We start from the raw sequence: 25,493 nt of genomic DNA on the forward strand, positions 1-25,493 counted from the left end.
AGCGTAGCTTTGCCGATGCAAAAGAGCTAAATGGGTATCGATATGCCCGGTATCGAGGGCTGAAGTCTGTCCAGATGCAGGCGTATCTGACGGCAGCTTGTCAAAACATGAAAAAAATCGCCCATTACCTGACCAAAACAGGTCAGGTAATGGGCGATTTTTATGGAAAACGACGATTTGTTTGTGAAATGTTTACTTGTTTCACTATAAAAAATGAAAAGAGCCTCAGATTGACGAGAACCTTACAGGTTTCTCGTCAATCTGAAAAAGGAAGCTTCATAGAAGAAGCTTCCTTATCTAAAGAACCTGCTTCTTATCGTTCAAGCTTCTAAGCGCTTGCTGGAATTAGCACAGTGCAATCAGCCTGTTGCTGAGGTGTCATAGGGCCAGGTCCCTCTACCTCTCTAGATAAGAAAACGTACAGTATGTAGTTATAAAATAATAAAACCTCCACTTACAGTGTCTTAATGACTGTAAGAAGAGGTTGGGATCATGTAAGTAAGAACCAGCTCTCTTCTTATCTATCAAGCACTGCTTGTTGGAGTTGGCACGGTTCAAATGTCCGTTGCCGAGGTTTCACAGGGCCAGTCCCTCCACCTCTCTGGATAAGAAGTTTGTCGAATATTGTAGAATATTGTTGATAACTTAAATCCTATGTTACACGCTGAGCAAAGGAATGTCAATGACTTTTCTGAAAAGATTTTTCTTTCTAACAATATGATACCGCTATCATAACTAGACCAACAAAAAAGAGTGCCTTAAGCACTCTTTTTATACATTAATAGCAACTTTTTGCTCATATAAATGAATAGCCTGATCTAGCATAGCAAGACCTTCATCAATCTGCTCTTTCGTTACGGATAAAGGTGGAACCATACGAATCACTTCGCTTGCATTGCCACAGAAATAGAAGAGAACGCCTTGTTCAAGAGCTAAGTCTAGAATTTCAAATAGTGCATCCCCATTGGGTTCACCTGTTTCAGGATGTACAATCTCAATTCCGATCATAAGTCCCACTCCACGAATGTCTCCAATTAGCGAATGCTTTTCTTTTAACAGCTCCAATTGTTTGAGCGCATAAGCACCCATTTCTTTTGCATTTTCGAGAAGATTTTCTTCTTGAAGCACTTCAAGTGTAGCAAGCGCAGCCGAACAGCCAATTGGATTACCGCCAAACGTAGTGCTATGCGTGCCAAGAGGCCATTTTTTCATAAGCTCTTGTGAAGCCACAGTAGCACTTAACGGAATGCCTGAAGCGATGCCTTTTGCAATAGCCATAATATCTGGCACGACGTCAAATGTCTGTGCAGCAAACCATTCTCCAGTACGTCCAAAACCTGTTTGCACCTCATCAAAAATGAGTAAAATGCCATGACGGTCACAGATTTCACGAAGCTTTTTCATCCAGCTTTTTGGTGGAATGATATATCCACCTTCACCAAGAACAGGCTCTAAAATAACAGCTGCTACTTCTTCTGGCGTTACTTGATGCTTAAACAAAGTATTAAAGTCTTTTTCAAGCTTGTCTTCAAAATAAGCATCTACATTAACACCGTCTGGACATTCTTTTGGATTGGCATATGGAATTTGATAGGTTAAACCAGAAGGCTGCTGAAACTGACGGTATTTACTTTTTGAAGTTGTGACGCTTAGCGCTCCCATTGAACGTCCATGAAAACAGCCTAAGAATGACACGACGTAAGGTCGTTTTGTTACGTGACGAGCAAGCTTTAAGGCTCCTTCAATTGCTTCCGTACCGCTGTTTCCAAAGAAGAAACAGTCCAGGTTACCAGGCGTAACTTTTCCTAGTTCGTCAGCTAATCTTAAGATAGACTCGTACATAATAACGCCAGAAGGTCCATGAAGTAGCTGATCAGCTCCGTCTTTAATAGCTTGCACAACTTTTGGATGACGATGTCCAACATTCGTTGTTGCAATTCCAGATGTAAAGTCTAGGTATTGTTTGCCATCTAATCCATAGTAGTAGCACCCTTCTTCTTTTATAACGGGTAGATTTGGATGATCTTTTGCCATAGTAGGTGCTAAAAGTTCAGGCATTCTGTTAAATAGATGATTCCAATCGTTTGACATAGTAATCCTCCTGTTTTCTAACAAATTATTAAAAATATTCTAAAAACATTTGATGTCTTTATGATAAATGATGTGCATGCCGATGTAAATGAGTGTTTTAGGAATGATGACTCCATCATAGACTACGACTCTACAGGGTTTGTATATAAAATAGATTATTTTTATTTTTATGCTTTTTTTCTTTTCAAAACTTCTGATAAAGCTTTGATAGAATAATATTTCTGTTTTATTCTACTATGTATTTTTATAAAAATCAATTGCATATATATAAATTCCTATGGTGACTAGTAGTTCTTATTTAGTTATTAAGAATGGGCTCTCCGCTTAGTGTAATTTAGAAACCACTCTTTACTTAGCATGATTTCCATTTCAGATTGCTCCCTTTCCGCAGGGCGAGCGTTGAGCCTCTTCGTAAACTGCGGGGTCTCAACTGACTCGCTAGTCCTTTTGGAGTGTCGCATCTTTCATTCCAATCACGGGCTTTTTATAGGGAAAACCTTTGATGAGGTTATACTCTGTATGCAATTTAAAAATACTCTTTGCTTTGCATCATTGCCACTTACCATTAACTCTTTACACATAGCTACATTTGTCGCACGAAGCATTCTAAAACACTAGCATTTTATTAATTATATGCGAGTAAAAGACAAATTGGCTGATTTAAGCTTGGTACACTACCAGACTTAAACCAGCCAATCTGTTTCATCATTTAAAATCTAACTTTGTAGGATAATTAGATAAATAAGCTATTATTTATTGTAGGTACAATTGTTTTCAGTTCAATTAAATCATCTATTATGATATCAGCCTGAGCTAGTTCATGCTCTTGTGCAAAATCGAAATTACATCCTACTGCAATCAAATGATTATTTTTGGCAGCGTTGATATCGGACAGACGATCTCCGACTACTGCCGCTTGTTTTATATCGTATTTTTTTATAATTTTTTTTACTAAATCACTTTTGTCTAAGGTTTCTATTTGTTCAATACTAAATGTTTCAGTAATCCAATTATCCAAACGATAATAACTTACAATGGCTTCTAAATAATCCTTTAAGCCATTACTAGCTATGTAAATGGAACAACCATTCTCTTTTAAATAACTAAAAATCTCTTTTACATTAGGATATAGAGCACCTTTGCCCTTTTGGATATTCTCAATTAATCTATTCAAAAAATAAGCATCGGCTTGCATTCTTATTTCATTCGAATGATTAGGTAATAAAGCTTCCCATACTTTCGGCAAAGGTACCCCCATAATGTTACGATATTTATCAATAGGCGTCTCAGCATCCCATTCATTTAGTAAACGTAAATGATTAAAGGTATCATCAAGTGATATCTCTAAAATTTTATCCGTTTGAAACAACGTTCCATCCATATCAAAAATCAGTGATTGTATCATTACTCCCTCTCCCTTTTTCACAATTAAAACCTAACCTCTTATTCATAATACCATAAAAAGTAAATTAAACTTTTATAAACCAAGTACAAGTTCGTTACATTGCGCTACGGCCACTCGCTTTCCGCGGGGAGGAACCTGAGCTTCCTCGCTGCGCTGCGGGATCTCAGTTTTTCTCTCTTTCCCGCAGGAGTCGAGTGCCCTACGCTCCATTCCACCCTGTTTCCAACATTGTTTTCACAATCAACGAAAAAACCTGAACTCTCAACCGTTCAGGTTTATCATTGGCTGAATTACTTATGTCCCACCCTCTTTTAGTATTCATCTAAATAGCCATAAGATTCTTTAAATAAGATGACTGTGGTTGTTTAAGGTTTGAAGCTTCCACTTTTGGTCCTCATGGATAAAGGTTGTGATGCTCGTGTTTTGCAGGGCCGTTTTTCCTGTGCCGTGCTCTCCGTTTGTTACGTAGTGGATAAAGGTATTAATGATGGCTCCGTGGCTCACAACGGCTACCTTTCTTCCTTTAGATTCTTCCATAATTTCCGTTAGACGTTTTAAAAGGCGCTCTTGAATGACTTCTAGTGCTTCCATATCGTATAAAGCTTCGCTTCCCCAATTTGTATCATAATTGGGAACTAGGTCTCTTAATGAAGCAACCGGCTTTCCTTCTAGCTGGCCAAAAGAGCGCTCTCTCAATCTTTCACATGTTTCAATGTTATTAATACCGGATGCAGTCGCAATTGCTGCTGCCGTATCGTAAGCTCTCGTTAAATCGCTTGAATATAACTTTTCAATTCCTTCATTCTTTAAAAATCGTGCAACTTGCTGAGCTTGCTTCATGCCTTGCTCATCAAGTCCTATATTGCGCTGCCCTTGAATAAGCTTCTTTTTATTCCATTCGGTCTGTCCATGACGGATTAAGTACAGCATACCCTCACTCCTTTTTCCCTTTATTCTTTATTATAAAGAATAAAGGGATATTCAGGTGAAAAGTTTACCTTAATCAGGATTACATGATGCTTTTCCATGGCGAAGCACATCAAAGATAGCTTGACCATCACTTGAAGAGTTCTCCGAAAATCTAACGGGTAATAAAGAAAATACCGTATAGTAAACTGAAAAATAAACAAACTGATAAAAGAACAGATTTGCTGTGAAAAAACTAGATTCAATTAAACTATTTACAATAAAGATGGATGCTAAATTAGCCAATGATCCTCCCGCATAGACACAAGCATGAGAAAAACGGTTATCATATTTTAGCTTTTCATATACGCAGACGGAGTCTAAAAAATATATTGATTTCAACTTAATTTTCTTCCATTTAAAGATTGTTCTTCCTTTTCCAATTGTAAAGTTTACCTGTCCTCCGAATAGTAAGGCCATAAAGGAATGACCTGACTGATGGATAATAGATACAATAGGAACAATGAGCAAAAACGAAAACAAAAATTTAGGAATATCATCTAATCCAAACACAGTTCCATCTCCTTTATCATACGATTTGTTACCACTACTATTCCACTTTGTATCTCTTTAAAACCTGTGTTTTTCCAGTTTTATTCATTCAGTTAAACCAAAAACCTTCTGTAATCGTACAGAAGGTTTTTGTTAATAAGCGCTAATATTTAGTTCATTTAAAAAAGTAACAGCAAATGCTTCACATGCTAGAATATCTTCTTCCGTCTCAGGAGCCATTTCAACTTTTAAACCGGCTTGAACAATATCCGCTCCACACTTTTTCAATCTTTCTTCAAGTAGGTCTACCGCCGCACAGAACTCTGGATAAACGCGATCCCCTGAACCAAAAGCAGCTGCCTTTTTACCAGTTAGATTCATTTCATCTAAATCGTCATAAAAATCTTCTGCTTCATAAGGTAAATCTCCGTTACCCCACGTATAAGCTCCAAGTAGAATACCATCGTACGCTGATAGGTTTTGTACATCTAATAATTCAAGCTCTTCCATATGTACCTCATGTCCTGCACTCTGAACTTTATTTTTCAGAAGAACTGCTATCTCTTCTGTGTTACCCGACATACTTGCATATCCAATTAGAATTTTCGCCATTTCTTTACTCCTCTTACTTACATTTAAACAATTTGTGCATAAATTGCATCCACTTTATCTCTTATCTTTTGTAAGTTAAATCGCTTGCTAACCATCGAATGGAATAATTCTCGGTTTTGTGTATCAAGTGCTTCGTTAATCTTAAAGTTCAAATGATTCATTTGAAGATCTACATCTAATATTGAACAGATGACTCCGTTCAGATATAAATCTTGAAGCTCTTCAGTACTTATGAAACATTGAAACTCTCGATTGACATCCATCAACGAATGCCAGCCTAACGAATCAATATATTTCCGTTCATCTGTAAGCGTCCATACATCTCCTTGGTGGAAGGTAATGACGTGTTGATGACTTTCTCCAGGACAACAACAGCTTACTTCATGACTAAATGCCTTTATTACCACTAAATGTTTATCCATTGATTTTTCTCCTTTTCTATTTATACATTTCAACTGAGCCTCTTTAAGTTTGTCTTATGTTCAAAAAGCTTATTATTTTCAATCAGTAATTGATAATTATTATCAGTTTATATGATAACGATTATCAATGTCAACTATGCTTTTTCAGATAAACAAAAAAACATGCATATGTCATCATATACATGCTTTTAATCTCTCTTTAAAAATTGATAAACGGCTTCATCGACTTCTTTGCTCTCATGTAAATTTGAGTGCGACTCATGGAATGTCTGAAAATGAATATGTTCGGTAAATGAGTCAAGTCCATATGCACTTTCAATCGTTACAACGCCATCCGTACCATCGCCAATATCTCCAGCTCCGGAAAATATATCAATATGTTGTGCAAAATCTTCTTTCCTAGCATGCATGTCTCTTAATGCAGCGGAATGAAAAACTAAATCACGAGCTCCTTCAGACGCCTGGTAATTCTTTGCACGTGGATACATTTCCATTAGTTCACCATAGTCTAAGCCTTTTAATGGGGAACCAAGTGTTACAAGCTTATGAACATCTTTAGGTCTTTCTAAGCTAACGGCTGTAGCGGTTAAACCACCCATACTATGACCTAATAAATCAACAGAGGAAATATGATACATTTTCTTTAGGTCATCGATAATACGCCCAACCCATTTCGTCTGCTCTTCAAGACTTGCATCTGCCTTTTTAAAGACAACATGTACCATAGGTAACTGTCCCGCTAACTTTCCTTTTTGTTTCCACTGTACTGTTCCATCACTTCTCACGATACAATATGCTGATTTTTGTCCCCAGTTGTTTTCTTCAAATCGTTTTATCATCGTTCCTAAGCTATTTTGACTTCCTAAATATCCATGTATAAACAAAACAGGTATTTCTCCCGACGAACTTGCCCGCTTTGTTTGGGACGAGAAGATATACCAGCAAAAAGCTACTAATAATATAATGCTAAGAAGCAAAATGAATATTCTCAAGCTGCTAGCCTCCGATCGTGCCTTTACCATATTATTTCTCTAAAAGATTGTATCCCTATATTAGCTGTCTCTCGTTTGTTAGTCAAAAAATTTCGCATGAATCTTTTGTTGATATTGACGATAAGTAGGAGAAGACATCATGCCTTTTTGCTTCATGATTTGCTGTAGCATTACTTTTTTTCTGTTAGCTTTTGTTCTACTTCAGCTTTTTCATCACCGCTACAAACAGCTGCCAGCTGTTCAAGCGTAAGGACTTCCTTTTTCAGTTGCTTCTCATCTGAAACCATACCAGCATTTTTCATCATCTGATATGCTTGACGCAGCTCTTCTGGAATATGACTCAAGTCTTCTAGCTGCAGCGGCTTTCCTGCTCCTGGTAAATCATTAAAATCACCATCGTTAATCGCTTGTTTGATTTTTTCTTCTGCGATAATATGAGCAATATCCATATAAGTCCCCCTTTTATATACTATCGGCCAGTTATGACTAATTTATAAAAAAAGCCTCCTTATATCAAATAAGGAGGTGAAAAAGTTGTTCAAAGGTCATCATTGTTATGCCTATAGTTTAATAAAACCACATTATGATAGCGTTTTCAAGTTTTTTTAAAAGAAAGAATGGCTTTCACCACTCTTTTTTCACATCTTTCTCTAGCATTTTATTTTATGCTATTCTGTGTCTGATCGTGGAACTAAAATTTCCCCGTTCCCTTCATTTTTTTCTACAATCATTTGTAAAATCGTATTCGTTAATTTGCTAGGTTGATACGGTTTCACTAAATAAGCATATGCTCCAAATTCCATACCTTTATTTTTTTCATCGAGAGCTGACGAAATAAAAATTGGAATATGCTCAGTATTTGGATCGTCTTTCAGCGTCTTTAAAATATCCCACCCGTTCATCTCATGCTCGTGTAGCATAATATCTAATACAATAGCTTCTGGCGGATTAGCTTGTATCGCTTCTATTGCAGCTTCGCCTCGATCGAAATGTCGAACGTAAAAACCGCTTTCTTTTAGCTCTACCTGCAGCAGACTTGCTAGACTTTTATCATCTTCAATAATGATGATGCTACGCTTACCTTCTTCTTTTTCTTGGTCGAGTTGTTCAACGGAATGAGTTGTCATTAAAGGCAAACTAATCGTGAATGTGCTCCCTTTTTTCCACTCTGAATCAACTTTAATTTCACCTTGATGCGATTTAACGATTTCTTTTACAATAGAAAGCCCTAATCCTGTTCCACCAATTTTTCTCATATCCGAATTATCAACGCGATAAAACTTTGTAAACAGCTTATTTATTGCTTCTTCTGGAATTCCAATTCCTTCATCTTTAATAGCAATATACACTTTATCATGCTCTGCAAGTACTTTTATTTGTACATTCCCACCATCTGGTGAATACTTAACAGCATTGTGAATTAAGTTGTTAAATAGCTGTATGAGCTTATCCTCATCACCGAAAACAACAAGATTTTCACTACTTGTTATGATATCAAATGTATGCTTTCCCGCATTTATCTGCTGAACGTTTACGACTTGCTTTAAAATCGGAACTAAATCCACATAATTTTTATGATACGTTTGCGTTCCAGATTCCATTTTTTGCACATCAAGAAAATCATTAATTAAAGCTGTTAAGCGTTGAGCTTCTTGATAGATGGTATTTAAATATTTCGTTTGCCTTTCCGGTCGAAGCGTTTTGTTTAACATAAGTTCTGTAAAGCCTAATACACTCGCTAACGGTGTTCGAAGTTCATGACTTACTGTACTAACAAACTCAGACTTCATTTGGTCTACTTCAAACTCTTTGGTAATATCTCGGTGAACAAATAAAACACCAAAGCGCTGACGGTTACGATAAACGTATTCACTGTACACCTGAATTACACGATTTGAGCCTGCAATATTTACTCGATACATGACAGTTGACTGACGGTTTTTAGACATATCAATTGTGTCATTAATGAATGCTAGCAGTTCTTCGCTATTATCCACTCGCTCACTAATCTGCTTCGTCCATTCATCCAATGGTGAATTAAGAACTGTTTTTGAATGCTGAGACCCAAAGATTTCACAAATATTTGTATTCACTTGTAAAACCTTACCTGATGCATCCACAAGCTGAATACCTTCCTTAATGGAATTGAGTACATCCTGAGATAATAAACGATCATGCTCAGACTCTTCGTAAATATTAATCTTCTCTAGCGTAAGCGCTACTTGTTTACTTAAAGCCGAGAATGTATCTAAATCGTTTTCTGAAAAATCGTTCGCATATCGGCTATAGCACATACAAGCAATCAGTTCACCTGTTGATGAAACAACTGGTACAACAACATCATATACATAGAGCTCCTTTTCATGATGAAGCTGCTCTGACTGTTCGCATTGTCGCTTAATGACAACAGGCTGATGCTCTTCCTTAAGAATTGCTACATAACTATTTATATAAGTTAATGCTTGTGCCATAGCATGCTCTGATAAGCCAATTGAGGCATGCCCTTGTTCGGTTAAAAGGGCAATAAATCCGTGGTCAACTTTCATTACATTCCGCATATTTTTTACAATGTTATCTAGAACCTCTTGTTTTTTCAAGGAATTTGTTAATTCATCTATGAAATTGTTGCGCGCTTCTAATTCGTGCTCTCGTTCTTTCATTTTATCTAACGCATTTTGGAGTTCATCTTGCTGGCTATGCAACTCGTCTTGTTGCGCAGTCAGTTCTTCATTCTGAGCGAGTAATTCCTGTTCGTTCGCCTGCAAGCTCACCACCATTTTATAAAAAGCTTTGGATAGTACGCCAATTTCATCCTCACGCTTTTCATCTAGCTCATAAGATAAATCTTTACCATTGGCAATTTCGCTAGCCACATAAGCAAGCTCGTTAAGAGGCTTTCCAACTTGTTTTAATAGAATCCTTGTTAATACAATGAGCACTAATAAGCTAAATCCCAATAGCCCAATAAAGAACCACTGGCTTTGATTTATATCTTTAGAAGCAACCATATAGGCAATATTTATTTCATCGGAGAGCTGCTGTTGGTATTCATTTAAATCTTCTTGAACTTTTTCAATACCTGCTGTCGCTTCTTTACGATCTTGATTCTTTTTAATTCCCTCTATACCCTGTTTGTCATACACGTCTTTAAACTTTGGCATCGTCTCTGTAAAATAACTATTCACAAAATAATCAAGGTTACGAATCATGACTTGATCTTTTTCATCAGCTGAAAGGAATAACTCATCAATATGTTGCTGTAAAGGTTCTTTTCGACTTATTGCTTGCTGATACATGTCTTGCTCACCAAACGCAATGTAGCCTCGTGCTTGTAGAAAAGCACTATTTAAATCCGTTTTAATCGCAATAACAAGCTTTTCTTTTTTCATTAACTCTTGACGTTTTTCATCGAACGTTTCAGCAATATTTTTTTGATCGTTAATTAGCATGACAGAGCCGATTGTAAACATAACGAAAAACACTACTATCAATAAAATAAACTGGGAAGAAATGTTCTTTCTTCCCACTTTTAATTTAGTTTTCATTTAAAATATCCTCAACCTTTTCCGCTAAAGCTAGTGGACTAAACGGCTTTGACATAAAATGCGCCGCTCCTGCGTCAATGACCCTATACTGGTCAGCGAGCTGACTTTTGGCTGACAATACGAGAATGTTTTTATACTTCTCACTGTTGATTGCTTTTAGCTTTTGAATGACCTCCAAACCGGTAAACACCGGCATCATATAATCCACAATAAGTAGATCAAAGTCTTCTCTTTGTGCATATTCAACAGCTTCTTGACCATCCTGTGCTTCTACTACTTCATGCCCTTCGTCTTCTAGCGTATCTACAATTAGCATACGAAGCACTGCTTCATCTTCAGCCAGTAAAATTTTCGCCATTATTCTCCTCCTAAACGCTGGTTTTTAAAGGTATCTTGTAAAATATAATAAGACGATTTCAACCTCTCGTGATGCGTTGGCTCCTGCCACGTTTTCCACGTATAGTGATAAAAGTCTTTAGGTTCTAAACGGTTTTCTTTCATAGCTGGAATTGTATCCTTTATGGCTTTTGTTTTACGGTCAACTGCTACAACAGCTAGGTCAATTCCATCCAAAGTTACACTTTCTGATAGCTCACCTTTTTTCCATACATCTCCCATTGCTTCTCTAGAGCTAGGGTCTTTCATATTTAATAACGCCCATGGAATACGAAGCTCAAACACGCCCGTTTTTTGATTCAAATAATAGTCTGTTAAACTATCAAAATTCTTATCTTCTGGATCTGTAGTACCAAACCTGAGCTTTCCTGTTTCATATGATTCAAACGGAATTATTTCTTCCTTTCCGCTGCCATTCTTAATTTGAAGCTCTTTATTAAGCGTTAATCGAATTGGATGGAACACCCCGTTATCTTTTTGATTGGCATACGGTACAGTTGGAATCATCTGCAGCTTATGTGCATAAGAAAAATAAAACGTATCATAGTAGCTATCAATCCAAAGATGACTGTTTTCTTTTCCATTAAGTTCAGCGACAAAATCAATGCCTTGTGTTTTTAAGCCTGGTAGCTGCTTTATGTTCGACTGACCTTGATCTTTAATTGTGTTGAAAAGCACATATAAACTTTCATCTTTAAGATTGTCTGACTTCCCTTTTACGTATAAATATCCTTCATCACTCGTTACTTGGAAGTTCTTTAATGAAGAAGAGGAACTGCTTTCTGTTGTTGCTTTCTTCCAATCATCCTCTTTTCCGTCAATAATTACTTTTTGCTCTCGTCCCGGTTCAAAGCTTAGTAAACCAAAATGCTGTTCATTAGTTTGCATATTATTCCAAAACGGTCTGCGGTCAGGATTGTCATAGTCCATTGTATTCCACGTTCGCTTAAACCACTCATCTTGCCATGTGAAAACAAGTCCTCCAGCCATTTTTTCTTCGACGATGTCTTCAAACAAGTGCGTTAGCATTTCTCCTTGTTCTTGTTCTGAATGAAACCCTTGATTCCATCCATATCGATTGCGGTGCGTTAATCCTCGGGAAGCCGGAATGCCAAACTCAGCAACAAGGAGCGGCATGTCGTGAACTTCTTTCATATGCTGCAAATAACCAGCATAATTATTTTTGTTGCCACGGTGATCTACATAATTCACATAACGAGATTCATAGTTTAAAAAATCCGGATAATAAGGGTAAATATGATACGAAGCAAATAACCCGGGCTCAAATTGATCCGTCGCATGAATTAGATTTGGATTAACCGTTATTTTATCTTCGTCTTCTGAAGGCTCAGAAGGATGCGTCAGTAAATCCGTCGTCACCCAATTTGTAAAGCTCATCGGCCTTTGCCAGTTGTAATTTTCCTGTTCGTAATCAATTGTTTGTTCCATCATTTCAGCAAGCCATACCTCAAAAGGCTGTGCTCCTTGTGTATAAATATATTTACCTTTAAAATCCTTCATGCCCTGATGCTTCTCATTGGTTGATAGTGCAACATCCGGGTCCCACTCAACTCCAATCATCCATCCAAGTACGTATGGCGAAACATCTGCTTTATACGTACCGCTTGCATGCCCTGCACGCTTTGGTAGTGTTGCGTTACCGTGAACTAAATCAACTACGCGCTTGATTTCATCTACAAACTCATCGGTATTTTCTTTTGAAAAAGCGTCTTGTGACTCATAAAATACTTCTTCATTAATCCATACACCATGAAAAATATAAAGAGGATCTTTCGCTTGCTGATTGTATTCAGCTAATGCTTCATAAAAACCCGGGGGATGAATCGTATATACCCGAATAGCGTTGGCATTCATTTCACCTATTTGTTTAAACCATCTCATGTACTCTGCTTTTGTAATAGCCGTCTCACCAGGAAAATGTCCAGGGTTCGCAATCCCCATATTAACACCCTTTACTAGAATATCCTGCCATTTTCCATCTTTATAAACTTGCAGGTAATCGTCTCCTGCTTTTCCAGTAGATTGATAGTTTTTGCCGCTATAAATCTCAATCGGAAGCTTTTGATCTTTTGTTTCTTTACTTTGAGTGACAACCTCTTTCATTAACGGAATATAGATATTCCAATAAAAAGCGGTCGAATCATCTTTTCGTAAAGATGTAATCCATTTTTTCCATGTTGGATAAAAAGATGCTTGATGAACAGCAGGTATTTCTCCTTCATCTGCGAAGTCTCCTGCAAAATAATACGTATTATACTTACTTGTCTTATGATACGTTACCGCTGGAATCGTTGTTGGAATATTGTGCTCTGAGAGTTTTTGTTTAGCTGAATCTTTCAAGTTCAGCGTATACGTTGCCTGAATTTCACTTTCATCTTGTGCTTGGATAACGTCGAACCAGTACTGATATGCTGCTTCATCATTTAGTCCAAGTTCTTTCTGCCCGCTCTTGGTATACTGAAACCAAACTGGATTATCTTTTAATTCTTTTTCCGTAATCACAATTAGTTCATTTTGTTCATTTACAAATAATAATCCTTTACCTGTAAGAGCCCATTCTTCTCCAAACTGCTCTCGGTACGCTAGTTTAGCCCAATTTGGAACTTCACTACTGCTAAAGTCTTCGAAATAGCGTCCAATCCATCCTGTCCAAGTGACGTTATAAAGGTCATAAAGTTCTGTTCGCACCTCTTTTGGTGTTGGGCTCGCAAAAGAATTAAATTCTCCTACAAGAGTTGAGTGGTGATCGTATAAAGACGTACGGATAAAGGCAATATCCTCTGATGTTACTCCTCCGTATAAAAGCTTGGAGCGGTTACCTTCTTTTACGCCGCCATTCAAATCCTCTTCATATACTCCATATCCATCTGCTAGGTAGATCATGTCATAGTCATTTTGCTTTGGTAGAGAGCGAATTGTATACTTGTCGTTATCACCTGGAACAAACCCTACATAGTCTTCCTTTGCATCATAAGCTTGCCCGTCTTTGACTAACTTTGACTGATTTAACATCCACACAAGTCCTTGGTGCTCTCTGTACGTTGAGTCAGGTACTGTTTTATCAATAATTAATACGTTAAAGTCCGTTTTTCCTTTTAATGCCCATGCAATAAATGGAGAAACAGCTAGCAGTACAATCGCTGTAATCCCTGCTGTCCACAGCCATTTCCTCATTGCGACACACCCTTTCTTTGCATGTCACCCCAACCTGTTTTCTTACGTAAAACATCAATGAACCCGTGACAGCGCCAAATTACTGTTAATGGTCGGTACCAAAAAGATTCTGTTAGCGAAAAGAAAAATAAAACGAAAATATCCTGCACTTTTGGAAACTTTCTCAAGCTCCACTCTTCTAATAGGACCGCAGCCATTGAATACAGGGAGCCATAAATGACCATCATCATAAACAGCAAATACGCAAATTCTAAGTAAATTCCTCCTACAATGAGGGAAATTACAATAAATAAGTAACCAAATAATTCCATCAAAGGACCTAATAATTCGATGAAAAAGAAATAAGGCATCGATACCATCCCAATGCTTCCATACTTAGGGTTAAACATCATCTTTTTATGTTTCCAAAGACTATCAAAAAGACCACGATGCCAGCGGTTACGCTGTCTGCTTAAATACTTCATTTCATCCGGTGCTTCTGTCCAACAAACAGGATCGGCAATATACACAATTTGCTTCTTTTCTTTGCGGTCTTTTAAAAGGCGATGAAGGCGCACAACAAGCTCCATATCTTCACCAACCGTTTTAGAATATCCTCCTGCTTCAATTACCCAGCGTTTTGAAAATACGCCGAATGCCCCTGAAACAATCAGCAGTAAATTATGCCGACTCAGTCCAATTCTCCCCATTAAAAATGCTCGTAAATATTCAATGACCTGCATCACAACAATTGGTTCACGTGCCAGGCCTACTGATACAACCGCTCCGTTTTCAATTTGGCAGCCGTTAGCAATTCGCACGCTTCCCCCAGAAGCAATAACATCTCCATTTGAATCAATAATAGGCTTCATTACTTTCAAGAATGCATCGCGTTCTAGTACAGAGTCCCCATCAATTGAACAGAAATACGGATAGTGGGAAATGTTAATCCCAGCATTTAAAGCGTCTGATTTCCCACCATTTTCTTTATCAACCACATACAAATATTCATAAAGCTCTGACTGATAAAGTGCGTTTATCTCTTTCGTTTGTAGCTGTTGTCGAATGACTCGGTTGACTTTTTTTAGCTGAAATTCTTTAATTAATTGCTGCATTGTAGCATCCGATGAGCCATCATTGATAACGATTACTTCGTATTCTGGATATTCAATACTTAGTAATGAACGAACGCTCCCAATGATTCCTTTTTCTTCATTATATGCAGGAACCAAAATAGACAGCGGTGTCGTGTAGCTGACGTTAAGTAAATCTTCATACGGCTCTTCATCATTTAACTGATACTGTCTTCGAAGCTGAACCGCTGAAATTAAAAACATAATAAAATAAAAAAGCATTACAACTCCCATATAGATAAATACAGCCGTACCAAAAAAATATAATAAATAATGCCATATGCTATTGAGCATCTAGTTCACCGCCTTTTTCTAACCATTCATTTGCCATGTCACGCGCAAAGAGGTCTGTGGTTGTATTTGAAATTCTGCGCAGTCGCTCATATCCATTCGGAAGCTGCGTAATTGATCGAGCTGCGTTGGATCGAACCAGAAAATGACGGTCATTTAATAGCACCTCTAACCACATAATGGCTTCTTCTCCTTGCGCTTTACTTAATAGCTTCGCTGCCATCATTCGCTCTTCCCATAAATCTGATTTTATATGCCGAAGCAGGCGAGATGTATCTGAAACGTAAGAAAGTTCATTTAATGCTTTTAACGAGCGAATGCGAGTTTCATCAGAAGTAGAATGAAGCTGCTTCTCTAGAAAAGGAAGTTGTTCAAGATTGCGATTAATACCAATAATATCAATAGTTGCCAGCTGTACTTCTTCCATATGTTCATTAAATCGAACAATAAATTTTTCAAATTGCTCATCATTCATCATGCTTAATAAGGAACGATACGTAAACTCAGAACGTTTATAATGCTCATTGAACAAATACTGTTCATAGTGAGGGTCATGAAACCGAACTAATATTTTTAAGATTTGACTTTCCTCTGCCACTGTTATTTGCTTTTTTTCCATTACCTTTCGTACATCATCCAAGAGATTGACCATGTGTAGTCCTTCAATTGCATACAACGTATTCATTCGAACGCTCCAACGGCGATGTCGCAACTGCTTGCGATACAAAGCGCTGAGTTCTCTTTCAGCATATCGCTGAATAAAGTGCAAAATTTCTTCTCCATTCACAACTTTAACAAGTGCTAAAAGCAGCTCTTCTACGGCCGTCCTCTGTACATCATTCTTGGGGGTTATTTTCAAATTTTCATCTTGTAGATACATATATTGAATAAATGATTCTTGAATACTTTCTTTATAGTTTTCTACTTCTTCTCTTTTACAATTCACACGCGCTTTTTTTATCACTAAATACAAGAAGAAACCAATTAGCAAAGCAAATAAAACTAAAAATAAATAGAACACCCACTGAATCTGTATAAATTCCATATTATTTTACTCTCTTCATTAACAAGCGCATTCTCTCTTCTAACTCCATTAACTTAAATGGCTTTGTCATATAATCATCTGCTCCTAGCTGCAAGGCCCTTTGGATATCATTTTCACTGTTTCTAGAGGTTAACATCACAACTGTAAATTGATCATGTCTTTTTTCTTTTCTTAATCGTTGAAGCACTTCTAGCCCATCCATTTTCGGCATCATTCCGTCTAAAATAACAAAGCAATGAGTATTTTCATCTAGGATAGTTGAGTTCATAAACTCTAAACCATCTTTATACGTATGAACTTGCACCTCATATCGAGTACCAAGATCAATTCGTCCCAGTAATTCTGTTAACATCGTACGAATAATTGGATCATCATCAATAATGGCTAAATTAAACTTTTTGAGCTTCATTTGCTGATGATGACATGACACTACTACTTGGTTACGCCCTTTTTCCTTTGCTGTATAAAGTGCGCGGTCAGCTTGATTTAATATGTTTTCCAGAGTACTTTCACTACTCACTTCAGCTACCCCAGCTGAAAATGTGACAAAGAAAGTCTGATTATTAATATGGAAAGATTCTTTTCCAAAGCTACTTAAAATACGATTCAGCGTTGTTAGTGCCTCTTCAGCACTCGTTCTTGGAAGACATAATACAAATTCTTCACCACCGTAGCGAAACAGCTGATCGGTTGTTCGGATATGTGACTTTACATGCTTCACAAATCTTTGCAGTACTTCATCTCCCATTAAATGACCATATGTATCATTTATTTTTTTGAAGTAATCTAAGTCAATCATAGCTATACAATAAGTCTCTTTATTCCGAACATAATTCGTTTGTTGCTGCTTATATACTTCAGTTAAATACTTGCGGTTATAAGCACCTGTTAATTCATCTACCAATAAGTATTCAGTAAACAGCTTGCGGCGCTCTAAATGACGCCCAATCTTCACCACACATTCTTCTATATCAAGAGGCTTCGCTAGGAAATCATCTGCTCCCATTTGAAATGCTTTAATTCTTGTTTCTTTCCTGTTATCTGCACTAATCATAATTGTTGGAATGAAACGTTGCCTCGCCTGCTCATTAAAGAAAGAAAGTAGCTCAAATCCATCTTCCTCCTGCATGTATACATCTAAAATAAGGCAATCTGGCTTTAATTCATAAAAAGCAGCAACTGCTTTTTCTTTATTTGACGCCACAAATACGTGCCATCCTTGCTGTTCAAATTGCTCCTTCAAGTAAATTAAAATTGATAAATCATCATCAATTAATAAAATACTAGCTGATGTTTGAGATCGCTTATCGTTAACCATAAGTTGCTCAACTTCTACAATCTCATCTTTATAGCAAATTTTTATAATATCGATTAGCAGACTCTGTAGTTCTTTTGTATGCCAAGTTGACTGTGGATGTTCAGAAATATGATCCAAAAGCTCTGTTGATACTTTTCCTAAGTATTCAAGTCCAATGGTTTGAGATGTACCTGCCACCGAATGCAAGAACCGTTTTACATCTTGATACTGCACGGGTTGACTTTTTTCAAACCATTCCTGCAACTGCTTGCGTATATTCATTAGCAAAGCTACCTGATATTTTTCCATTTTAGACAACACCTTTTTTATTTTTTCATTCAGCCACATTTAAAAGTATTAACGTTAAACTATACTTTTTTACCTTTTGTTAGTTATAAAGACCTGTCAATTTCCAAACTATTACTCTAGAGAATATACCTCATTTTATAATTGCACACAACCTATTTAATCGATTAAAATAAAGGGTTATCGTTGACAATAATTGTTTCATTTGTTACGGTAATTAACGTTGTTTATTTTATAATACGAATAATATATCCTAGTCATAGATGATAAGAAGAGCACCTCAATTCTTATTTGTATGACTAATTATTTAATCTATAACTACTACGCTTTTTCCACTACTATCATTTTTCATTATTCCTAAAATATAAAATTAGACGAAAGGAGATTACATCAGTGTTAAGTGCATTTGCTCCATCAGAACCCAAAGATGCGGAAGAGTTACAGGAAACATTAGATGAATTAGAATTTCAGTTATATCGAATGCAGGATAATTTGAAAGAAATTGCTAAAAAATACGAGGTCATTGGTGTTGATCAACCTGAAGAAAATGAGTTAGTTATTGTATCGGCACAAAATGACGGAAATGAATGCAAAATTATGATTAACAATTGTCATAAAGCGTATAAAGGCGTTTGGGATTTTGCTATTCATGGCGTATATGAAGACGACCATACCATTCATATTGGCGATATTAAAGGACCTGCTAACAAAGGTTATGGTTCTATCTGCATGAACTATTTAAAAGAAGTAGCTCGTGACCAAAACGTACACACCATCAAAGGTGATATCGCAAAGCGCGATTGGGACCATGTTAATCGATTGGTTCATTTTTATGAAAAACACGACTTTCACGTTGAAATTGACTATAATAACCAATGTGGTGAGATTGAATGGACCCCTTAAATAAAAAAACACATCTGCAACAACTCGTTAATTAAACGGCTGTCGCAGATGTGTTTTTTATTATGCATGTTGTAGATAATAACCTAAGCTTTGTTTAACGCTATCTAACGCAGGGCCTTCACATTGATCTTGCTCAATGATCCACCACTTCACATCCATATTGTCTCCTTGACTTAAAATGGCAGTTAAATTCACTCCGCCAGTTCCAAGCGGCGCAAATAGCTGCTTGTCATCGGTTGTCATATCTTTTAGATGAATTAAACGAGCACGATTTTGATATTTCTTCATCCATTCAACAGGATTCCCCCCTGCTTTTGTAAGCCAATACACATCAAACTCGACGCCTACATTTGTTTCATCTAAAATCGTTTCAAGAGCTGACTTGCCATTTGGTAGCTCCTTTAATTCAAAGTCATGGTGGTGGTAATAAAGCCTAATACCTTCTTCGGCGCAGCGACGCTCTGCGTGATTTAGTACGCTGATTAATTGCTTATAGCCTTCTTCAGTTTGTCGTTCTGGAGCTAAATACGGACAAACAATCGCTGTATTACCAAGCTCTTTCTCAAACGAAATAACTTCTTCAAGGTTCTCTTCAAGCTGTTCTAATGAGATATGACTAGCAGCCACTTGTAAGCCTACTTGTTCCAAAAGCTCCCTTACTTCTTGTGCTGAATATCCTCCGTAACCCGCAAACTCAACGCCTTCGTAGCCTAATTCTGCTACTTTTTCAATCGTACCCTTAAAATCTTTTTCTAGCTCATCGCGCAGCGTATAAAGCTGCACTGCTACTGGAATCCTTGTCATATCTTTTCTCCCCTTTGTTTTTGATTTGCTTCTAGCATACATTGAAAACGTAATCATTTCCAGGAAAAAAGATCCAATAACCGGAGCTTTTTTGTTTCTTATTTTACAGCACTTCCTAACATACCTGAGATAAAGTGACGCTGCAGTGCAAGGAAGAAAATAATGATTGGAATCGTCGCAATCGTAACGCCCATCATCACTTGCCCGTAGTCAATAAACGATAAGCCAATTAAGCTAGATAACGCAACAGGCAATGTTGCCATTTCATTTGATGTAGTTGCAACAAGAGGCCACATGAAGTTATTCCACTGCGTCATAAACAGGAAGATTGCAGCTGCTGCCATCGCTGGTTTCATAGAAGGCAGAACAATCGTTAAGAAAATTCTAAACTCTCCAGCTCCATCAAGTCTCGCAGCTTCAATTAATTCCGTTGGAAAAGCCAAGAAATTTTGTCGAAGCAAGAAAATAGCAAATGGATAGCAAAGCTGCGGTGCGATTAACGCGAAATACGTATCCAATAAGTTGAAGTTAGACATCATTTGAAACAGCGGAATTAATGTTGCTTGATAAGGAATCATCATCGACAGTAAAAACGTCGTGAAAATAAGATTTCTCCCTTTAAATTCAAACTTAGATAATGCATAAGCTGCTGTCGAACAAACCATTAATGCCACAATAACATATACAATAGATACAAACATTGAATTAAAGAATACGCGTCCTAAGTCAATGGATGCATTTAAATTTTGAAAGTTTGTCATAAACTGATCGCCAGGTGTTAGCGTTGGCGGGTTGGTAAACATCTTGCCTGATTCATTTGTAGCACCGATAAACATCCAATAAAACGGAAAGATAGAAATGACGGTGAAGATACCTAATAAAAAATATAAACCAATTTTTCGCAGCAATCCACTTTTTCTCTTTTTATTTACATTTGGCTTTGTGTTAACAGTTGTCGTCTGTACTCTCTCTACTACACTCATTATTTATCACCCGTAAATTTAAATTGGAAGAATGTTAATACACCCACTAGTAATACAACAACATATGCAACTGCTGATGCATAACCAAAATCAAAATATTCGAAGCCATTTTGATAAATGTATAAACCAAGCGTCATCGTTGAGTCAGCTGGACCACCTTTAGTTAAGTTAAAAGGCTCATCGAATAATTGTAGCGTTCCAATTGTTGATAAAATGGTTGCAAATAAGATAACTGGTTTAAGCTGTGGAACCGTCACATGGAAAAACTTTTGGAAGCGATTAGCTCCATCTAAATCCGCAGCTTCATAAACTTCGTGAGACAAACTTTGTAATGCAGCTAAGAAAATAACCATATTGTAGCCTGTCCAGCGCCAAGTCATCGCCACGATAATTGATACTTTCGCCCAGAAAGGATCTCCTAGCCATTGTATTGGATCTATACCGATGAACCCAAGTAATGTGTTCATGATTCCTTCATCTTGAAGAATGATGGAAAATAAGATTGAATAGGCAACTAAAGACGTAACCGCTGGCAAGAAGAAGGATACGCGGAAAAGTCCTCTTAGCTTCAGTAGCTGGCTGTTTAATGCATTTGCTAACACTAATGCAAGAAGAATCATTACTGGAACTTGAATAATTAAAATGATTCCCGTATTACCAAGCGCTGTCCAGAAGATATCATCTTCAAGTAGGCGCGTATAGTTCGAAAGACCTGTAAACGAATATTCACCTGCATCCATTGTTTGAAAGCTTAACATAAACGAAGAAAAGATTGGATAAATCGTAAATAATGCAAACAAGATCAAGGCAGGTGCAATAAAGACATATGGCAATGATTTATTTGTTTTCATGATGACCTCCGTTTTACACCGCAAGCATGAGACTTTGAGTTGAATCCCCTGCTTCAAATAGCAGGGGATTCAACTCAACGCTTGCTTAACGTTCTATTTTTATAGTAAATGCTTACTTAATGCGATTTTCCAAACGCTTTTCAGCTGCTTCTAATGACTTTTTGATGTCTTTTCCATTCGTTACTTCTGATACAGCTTTTACAGCTTCGTCATTTGCAACAGAATAGTTTCCAGTAAAGTTAACTGGTTTGATGTCCTGCATTTCATCTGCGAACGTTTTCCAAATTGTTTGGTTGCTGAAGTACTCATCAGGCTGAGTGAATAACTCTGAATCATATACAGTGTTTAATGAAGGGAATAATCCACCTTCCATTGCTGCTTCTTGAACTGAATCTGTTGTTGAGAAGTACTCCATAAATTTGTAAGCTTCATCAGCTTTTTTACTGTTTGCTGTTACAACATAGTTACTACCACCTAGGTTTGAAGCACGATTTCCGCCTTTTTCAAATGATGGAAGTAAGAATACGCCCCATTTCCCTTTTAAATCTGGTGCTTGTTGCTCAATTGACCCATATAACCATGCACCTGATGGAGAAGATGCTACTTTTCCTTCTGCTAATGCACTGATTGAAGCATCCCAACCAACTGTGTTACGAACAACGCCAGCATCTTTTAGCTTTTTGTTTAGTTCCATTGCTTGTTGAGACTCTTTAGATGTTAAGTTAAGTTCACCTTTGTCATCAAAGTAGAATGTACCTTGTTGTGTTAATGTCATACGGAATAATCCGTCATCATTGTTTAAATCAAGACCAAGTAAGTCAACGCCTACTTTTTCTTTAATCTTTTTACCAGCAGCAATGTAGTCATCCCACGTTTCAATTGTAGCTGGGTCTACACCTGCTTGTTCAAAGAAATCTGTTCGATAGAAGACACCTGTTGGGCCAGCATCAAACGGGAAGCCATACATTTCACCGTCTTTAGAAAGAAGCTGCTTTTTAAATTCTGGGAATTTATCAGCGTGCTCATCAAAGCCTTTTTCTGATAGATTTAAGAATGCTTTTGGAAATGAATTAACGTACCCTTGGAAGCGATCATCTTCCACTAACACGATATCTGGAAGGCCTTTACCCCCTGCTTGTAAACCTGTTGTTAGTTTTGAGTAAACGTCTTCACGTCCCATATCTACAACTTTCAATTTAAAGTCTGGGTTTTCTTTTTGATATTCTTCAGCTGCTTTTTCTAAAACAGGAACGTTAATATTCCATGCCCAAGCAACTACCTCTTTTCCATTGCTTCCGCTCCCACTTGCTTCGTCTGCTGATTTCCCTCCACATCCTGCTAAGATCAGCGTGAAAATAAGTGTACAGCTGATAAGACCAAACCAACGCTTCATCGTAATCCCCCTCTGAATAAACTCATTTTCTTTTTCTTACAAAATTTGAGTTTGATGTAAACGTTACATAATTCTTTTTTGCCTTTTTGAAAGCTTTATGTAAGCGGATACAATTAACTTAGTTAAATTATATGAAGGATTGGCCATTTACTCAATGGTAAAAATAAAAGGCAAAAATGATACATTTTTGCCTTTTGATTAAATTTGTATAGGAAGAAGACCTTCACTAAAAGAAGAGAAACGTTTGTTAGTGACGGAAGGAGCTTAGAGTAAGTTAACCATTTGTTAACTAAAATCCCTTCGTTAAAGTAATTAGAAAATTCAATTACTTATTAAAAATGTAGGTGTTTAGCATTCTCCCCTTTATAAAGTTGTAAACGATTGTATTTTACACTATAAGAATATACTCAGCTAGCTTATTAAGAGGGAAAACAGATTTTTTTGCTATTGCAAAGAGACTTTTTTGCTTAATTTATCTTTTAACAGCAATAATTTATTTGAAGGTAATAAAGACTCTCGCTACTTGGCATACTTTTAATGAACACATTTCTTGCTTCTTATGATTTTAAAATCACTCTTTACTTGGCGTAATTCCCCTTACAAATTGCCACCTTTCCGCAGGGCGAGCGCTGAGCCTCCTCGTAAACTGCGGTGTCTCGCTAATCCTGCTGAAGTGTCGTATCTTTCATTTCAATCACGAGGCTTTTTTATCAGGAAGCTTTTGATGAGGACTGTTCTTTCCCCTAATAATTTAAAGCCTCTAGTAACTTATATATCTAACAGTTTGTTTCTTTTAAAATGGGGTAATAAAAAAGCATGGGAAGAGTCCCATGCTTTTTGTTAGTTCAGTACCGTTACTTTTACTGTGCGGCGTCCCCATGACATCGCTGCAGATTTGCTTGGTACGAATACGTCAATTTTATAACCTTTGATTGCGCCACCTGTATCACCAGCAACCGCAACTCCGTATCCTTCTACATACACTTTAGAACCTAAAGGAATGACTGATGGATCAACTGCGATTACTTTTAAGTGAGGGTTAGCTTTTAAATCAATACCTGTTGCTGTTTTACCGCTACAACCTGCGCAGCTTGCCGTGTATGCTGTTGATTGAACATACATTTCTTTTCCGCTTACTTTATCCGGTTTAGATTCAGAAGCTGGCTTTGATGCTGGTTTTGATTCTGTTTTAGAAACTGGCTTTGTGCTTTCAACTTTCTTTTCTTGCTTCACTTCAGCTTTAGCCGTTGCTAGGTCTGTTTGGCGCTGATTTTCTTCTTTTTCAGCTTGAGCTGCTACTTCTTTTTCTTTAGCTACTTTTTCAGCTTGCTCTTTAGCAGCTTTTTGCTCTGCAGAAATTTTATCTTGAATTGTTGCTAATTGTGACTGTAGGCTTGCTTTTTCAGATGAAGCTGTTTCAATATCACTTACAACTGCGCTGTACTTTTCTTGCATCTTTGTTAGAGCAGCTGTTTGTTTTGAGATATTTGATTCTAATTCAGCTTTTTTTGCTTTTAAATTAGCTTCTTCTTCTTCTAGTACTTTTTCTTGCTTATCAATTTCTTTTTTATCTTTTTCAATTTGATCTAAGTCTTGTTGGTGCTGCTTTAAAATATCATTGTCTGCTGATAGAAGCGTTGTTGCTGCACCCATACGTGCAACTAAGTCACCAAAGCTTTCAGCATTCATTACCATTTCAAGCATAGCATTTGATTTATCATCATGTTGCAATGCAACTAAGCGCCCTTCAATAATGTCTTTACGACTAAGAACTTTCTCTTGAAGCTCTACAATCTCTTCTTTCTTTTTTTCGATCATACTTTTCGCTTCTTTAATTTTCTTTTCTGTAGAAGCTAATTCTTTCTCATTATCAGAAATAACTTTATGTAAAGAATCTAGTTCACTTTGTAATGCTTTTACGTCCGTATCGATTGACTGTTTCTCTTTTTCTTTTTGTTGAACAGCCTTTTCGCTTTCTTTAAGCTGTTGTTCAGTACTTTGGAGCGCTTCTTCATTCGATTGGGCGTGAGTCTCTGTTATGCCTGCCGTGAAGAACATTCCCGTGACTGCTACAAGAGTCATACGCTTTAAAATTTTCATAAAGTAATAGTCCCCTTTCCTCATAGACATAGTTATACCATAAAAAAGAGGGGAGTTATGTTACAATACCGTTAAAAGTTTCCCATTTTCTGTATATAAGTATAACTTTTTATTCATACATTTACGTGAACCCCTGCTGTATAAAGGTTTTTTTAACTTCTCATCTTTTAAATGACTGTAAAAAAATATCCAATATGCAACGCAGAATTTTGTCAAAAAGTCGTTATGTTACAGAAATATTACATTGTTACAACGAAAAATAGCGAATTTGTGAACTTGTTCACGTGATTAA

The 25,493-nt window shown here is 37.0% G+C and carries 21 protein-coding genes, 1 pseudogene and 2 riboswitches; of the genes and pseudogenes, 2 read left to right on the plus strand and 20 right to left on the minus strand.

Annotated elements, in window-relative coordinates; all coding sequences use genetic code 11:
- Nucleotides 1-143 (plus strand): annotated as a pseudogene (locus tag AS180_RS21730) (transposase); the annotation flags it as partial.
- 167 nt (nucleotides 144-310) lie between these two features.
- A riboswitch (SAM riboswitch) is annotated at nucleotides 311-415 on the minus strand.
- A gap of 99 nt (nucleotides 416-514) precedes the next feature.
- Nucleotides 515-612, minus strand: a riboswitch (SAM riboswitch).
- Between the two features lie 159 nt (nucleotides 613-771).
- Here AS180_RS21730 and AS180_RS13555 read toward each other — a convergent pair.
- From AS180_RS13555 to AS180_RS13620, 15 genes are all read right to left on the minus strand, one after another.
- Nucleotides 772-2,091: an aspartate aminotransferase family protein gene (locus AS180_RS13555; protein WP_062686936.1), complete on the minus strand. Its 1,320-nt coding sequence runs from the start codon at nucleotides 2,089-2,091 to the stop codon at nucleotides 772-774.
- A gap of 733 nt (nucleotides 2,092-2,824) precedes the next feature.
- Nucleotides 2,825-3,496 carry an HAD hydrolase-like protein gene (locus tag AS180_RS13560; RefSeq protein ID WP_062686937.1) on the minus strand — a complete coding sequence of 224 codons (672 nt, stop codon included), beginning with the start codon at nucleotides 3,494-3,496 and terminating at the stop codon, nucleotides 2,825-2,827.
- A gap of 72 nt (nucleotides 3,497-3,568) precedes the next feature.
- Nucleotides 3,569-3,706, minus strand: a complete 138-nt coding sequence (locus tag AS180_RS22650) for a hypothetical protein (protein ID WP_156413494.1) — start codon at nucleotides 3,704-3,706, stop codon at nucleotides 3,569-3,571.
- A 132-nt stretch (nucleotides 3,707-3,838) separates the two neighbouring features.
- Nucleotides 3,839-4,426 (minus strand): histidine phosphatase family protein, encoded by a 588-nt coding sequence (locus AS180_RS13565; protein WP_062686938.1) that lies wholly within the window; start codon nucleotides 4,424-4,426, stop codon nucleotides 3,839-3,841.
- A 69-nt stretch (nucleotides 4,427-4,495) separates the two neighbouring features.
- Entirely contained in the window at nucleotides 4,496-4,975 is a 480-nt protein-coding gene (locus AS180_RS13570; protein WP_062686939.1) for a zinc metalloprotease, read from the minus strand.
- A gap of 132 nt (nucleotides 4,976-5,107) precedes the next feature.
- Nucleotides 5,108-5,566, minus strand: a complete 459-nt coding sequence (locus AS180_RS13575) for a flavodoxin (protein ID WP_062686940.1) — start codon at nucleotides 5,564-5,566, stop codon at nucleotides 5,108-5,110.
- A gap of 23 nt (nucleotides 5,567-5,589) precedes the next feature.
- Nucleotides 5,590-5,988, minus strand: a complete 399-nt coding sequence (locus AS180_RS13580) for a hypothetical protein (RefSeq protein ID WP_062686941.1) — start codon at nucleotides 5,986-5,988, stop codon at nucleotides 5,590-5,592.
- A 188-nt stretch (nucleotides 5,989-6,176) separates the two neighbouring features.
- Nucleotides 6,177-6,980, minus strand: coding sequence for an alpha/beta fold hydrolase (locus AS180_RS13585; RefSeq protein ID WP_025910401.1), 804 nt, complete (start codon nucleotides 6,978-6,980; stop codon nucleotides 6,177-6,179).
- Between the two features lie 170 nt (nucleotides 6,981-7,150).
- Entirely contained in the window at nucleotides 7,151-7,429 is a 279-nt protein-coding gene (locus AS180_RS13590) for a DnaJ family domain-containing protein (RefSeq protein ID WP_226372968.1), read from the minus strand.
- 219 nt (nucleotides 7,430-7,648) lie between these two features.
- Complete coding sequence (locus AS180_RS13595) at nucleotides 7,649-10,525, minus strand: ATP-binding protein (protein ID WP_025910398.1); 2,877 nt, start codon at nucleotides 10,523-10,525, stop codon at nucleotides 7,649-7,651.
- Entirely contained in the window at nucleotides 10,515-10,883 is a 369-nt protein-coding gene (locus AS180_RS13600; protein ID WP_025910397.1) for a response regulator transcription factor, read from the minus strand. The genes AS180_RS13595 and AS180_RS13600 overlap by 11 nt, the downstream gene beginning before the upstream one ends.
- Nucleotides 10,883-14,116 carry a hypothetical protein gene (locus AS180_RS13605; RefSeq protein WP_025910396.1) on the minus strand — a complete coding sequence of 1,078 codons (3,234 nt, stop codon included), beginning with the start codon at nucleotides 14,114-14,116 and terminating at the stop codon, nucleotides 10,883-10,885. The genes AS180_RS13600 and AS180_RS13605 overlap by 1 nt, the downstream gene beginning before the upstream one ends.
- Nucleotides 14,113-15,522, minus strand: a complete 1,410-nt coding sequence (locus AS180_RS13610) for a glycosyltransferase family 2 protein (RefSeq protein ID WP_062686942.1) — start codon at nucleotides 15,520-15,522, stop codon at nucleotides 14,113-14,115. The genes AS180_RS13605 and AS180_RS13610 overlap by 4 nt, the downstream gene beginning before the upstream one ends.
- A complete protein-coding gene (locus AS180_RS13615) occupies nucleotides 15,512-16,564 on the minus strand; it encodes a HEAT repeat domain-containing protein (RefSeq protein WP_025910394.1) in 1,053 nt (350 codons plus the stop codon). Before AS180_RS13615 ends, AS180_RS13610 begins: the two co-directional genes overlap by 11 nt.
- A 1-nt stretch (nucleotide 16,565) precedes the next feature.
- Nucleotides 16,566-18,170, minus strand: coding sequence for a diguanylate cyclase (locus AS180_RS13620; RefSeq protein WP_025910393.1), 1,605 nt, complete (start codon nucleotides 18,168-18,170; stop codon nucleotides 16,566-16,568).
- Between the two features lie 390 nt (nucleotides 18,171-18,560).
- Between AS180_RS13620 and AS180_RS13625 the strand changes: the two genes are divergently transcribed.
- On the plus strand, nucleotides 18,561-19,070 hold the full coding sequence (locus AS180_RS13625) for a GNAT family protein (RefSeq protein WP_025910392.1): 510 nt from the start codon (nucleotides 18,561-18,563) through the stop codon (nucleotides 19,068-19,070).
- A gap of 60 nt (nucleotides 19,071-19,130) precedes the next feature.
- Here AS180_RS13625 and AS180_RS13630 read toward each other — a convergent pair whose 3' ends face one another.
- The 5 genes from AS180_RS13630 to AS180_RS23980 form a co-directional block, all read right to left on the minus strand.
- On the minus strand, nucleotides 19,131-19,874 hold the full coding sequence (locus tag AS180_RS13630) for a sugar phosphate isomerase/epimerase family protein (protein WP_025910391.1): 744 nt from the start codon (nucleotides 19,872-19,874) through the stop codon (nucleotides 19,131-19,133).
- Nucleotides 19,875-19,972: 98 nt separating this feature from the next.
- Nucleotides 19,973-20,779 (minus strand): carbohydrate ABC transporter permease, encoded by an 807-nt coding sequence (locus tag AS180_RS13635; RefSeq protein ID WP_025910390.1) that lies wholly within the window; start codon nucleotides 20,777-20,779, stop codon nucleotides 19,973-19,975.
- 77 nt (nucleotides 20,780-20,856) lie between these two features.
- Nucleotides 20,857-21,708 (minus strand): carbohydrate ABC transporter permease, encoded by an 852-nt coding sequence (locus AS180_RS13640; protein WP_025910389.1) that lies wholly within the window; start codon nucleotides 21,706-21,708, stop codon nucleotides 20,857-20,859.
- Between the two features lie 112 nt (nucleotides 21,709-21,820).
- Nucleotides 21,821-23,101: an ABC transporter substrate-binding protein gene (locus AS180_RS13645; RefSeq protein ID WP_025910388.1), complete on the minus strand. Its 1,281-nt coding sequence runs from the start codon at nucleotides 23,099-23,101 to the stop codon at nucleotides 21,821-21,823.
- 840 nt (nucleotides 23,102-23,941) lie between these two features.
- Entirely contained in the window at nucleotides 23,942-25,201 is a 1,260-nt protein-coding gene (locus AS180_RS23980) for a 3D domain-containing protein (protein WP_062686943.1), read from the minus strand.
- Between the last annotated feature and the right edge of the window lie 292 nt (nucleotides 25,202-25,493).

Origin of the sequence: Priestia veravalensis (genome assembly GCF_001457055.1) — a bacterium.
GTDB lineage: Bacteria > Bacillota > Bacilli > Bacillales > Bacillaceae_H > Priestia > Priestia flexa.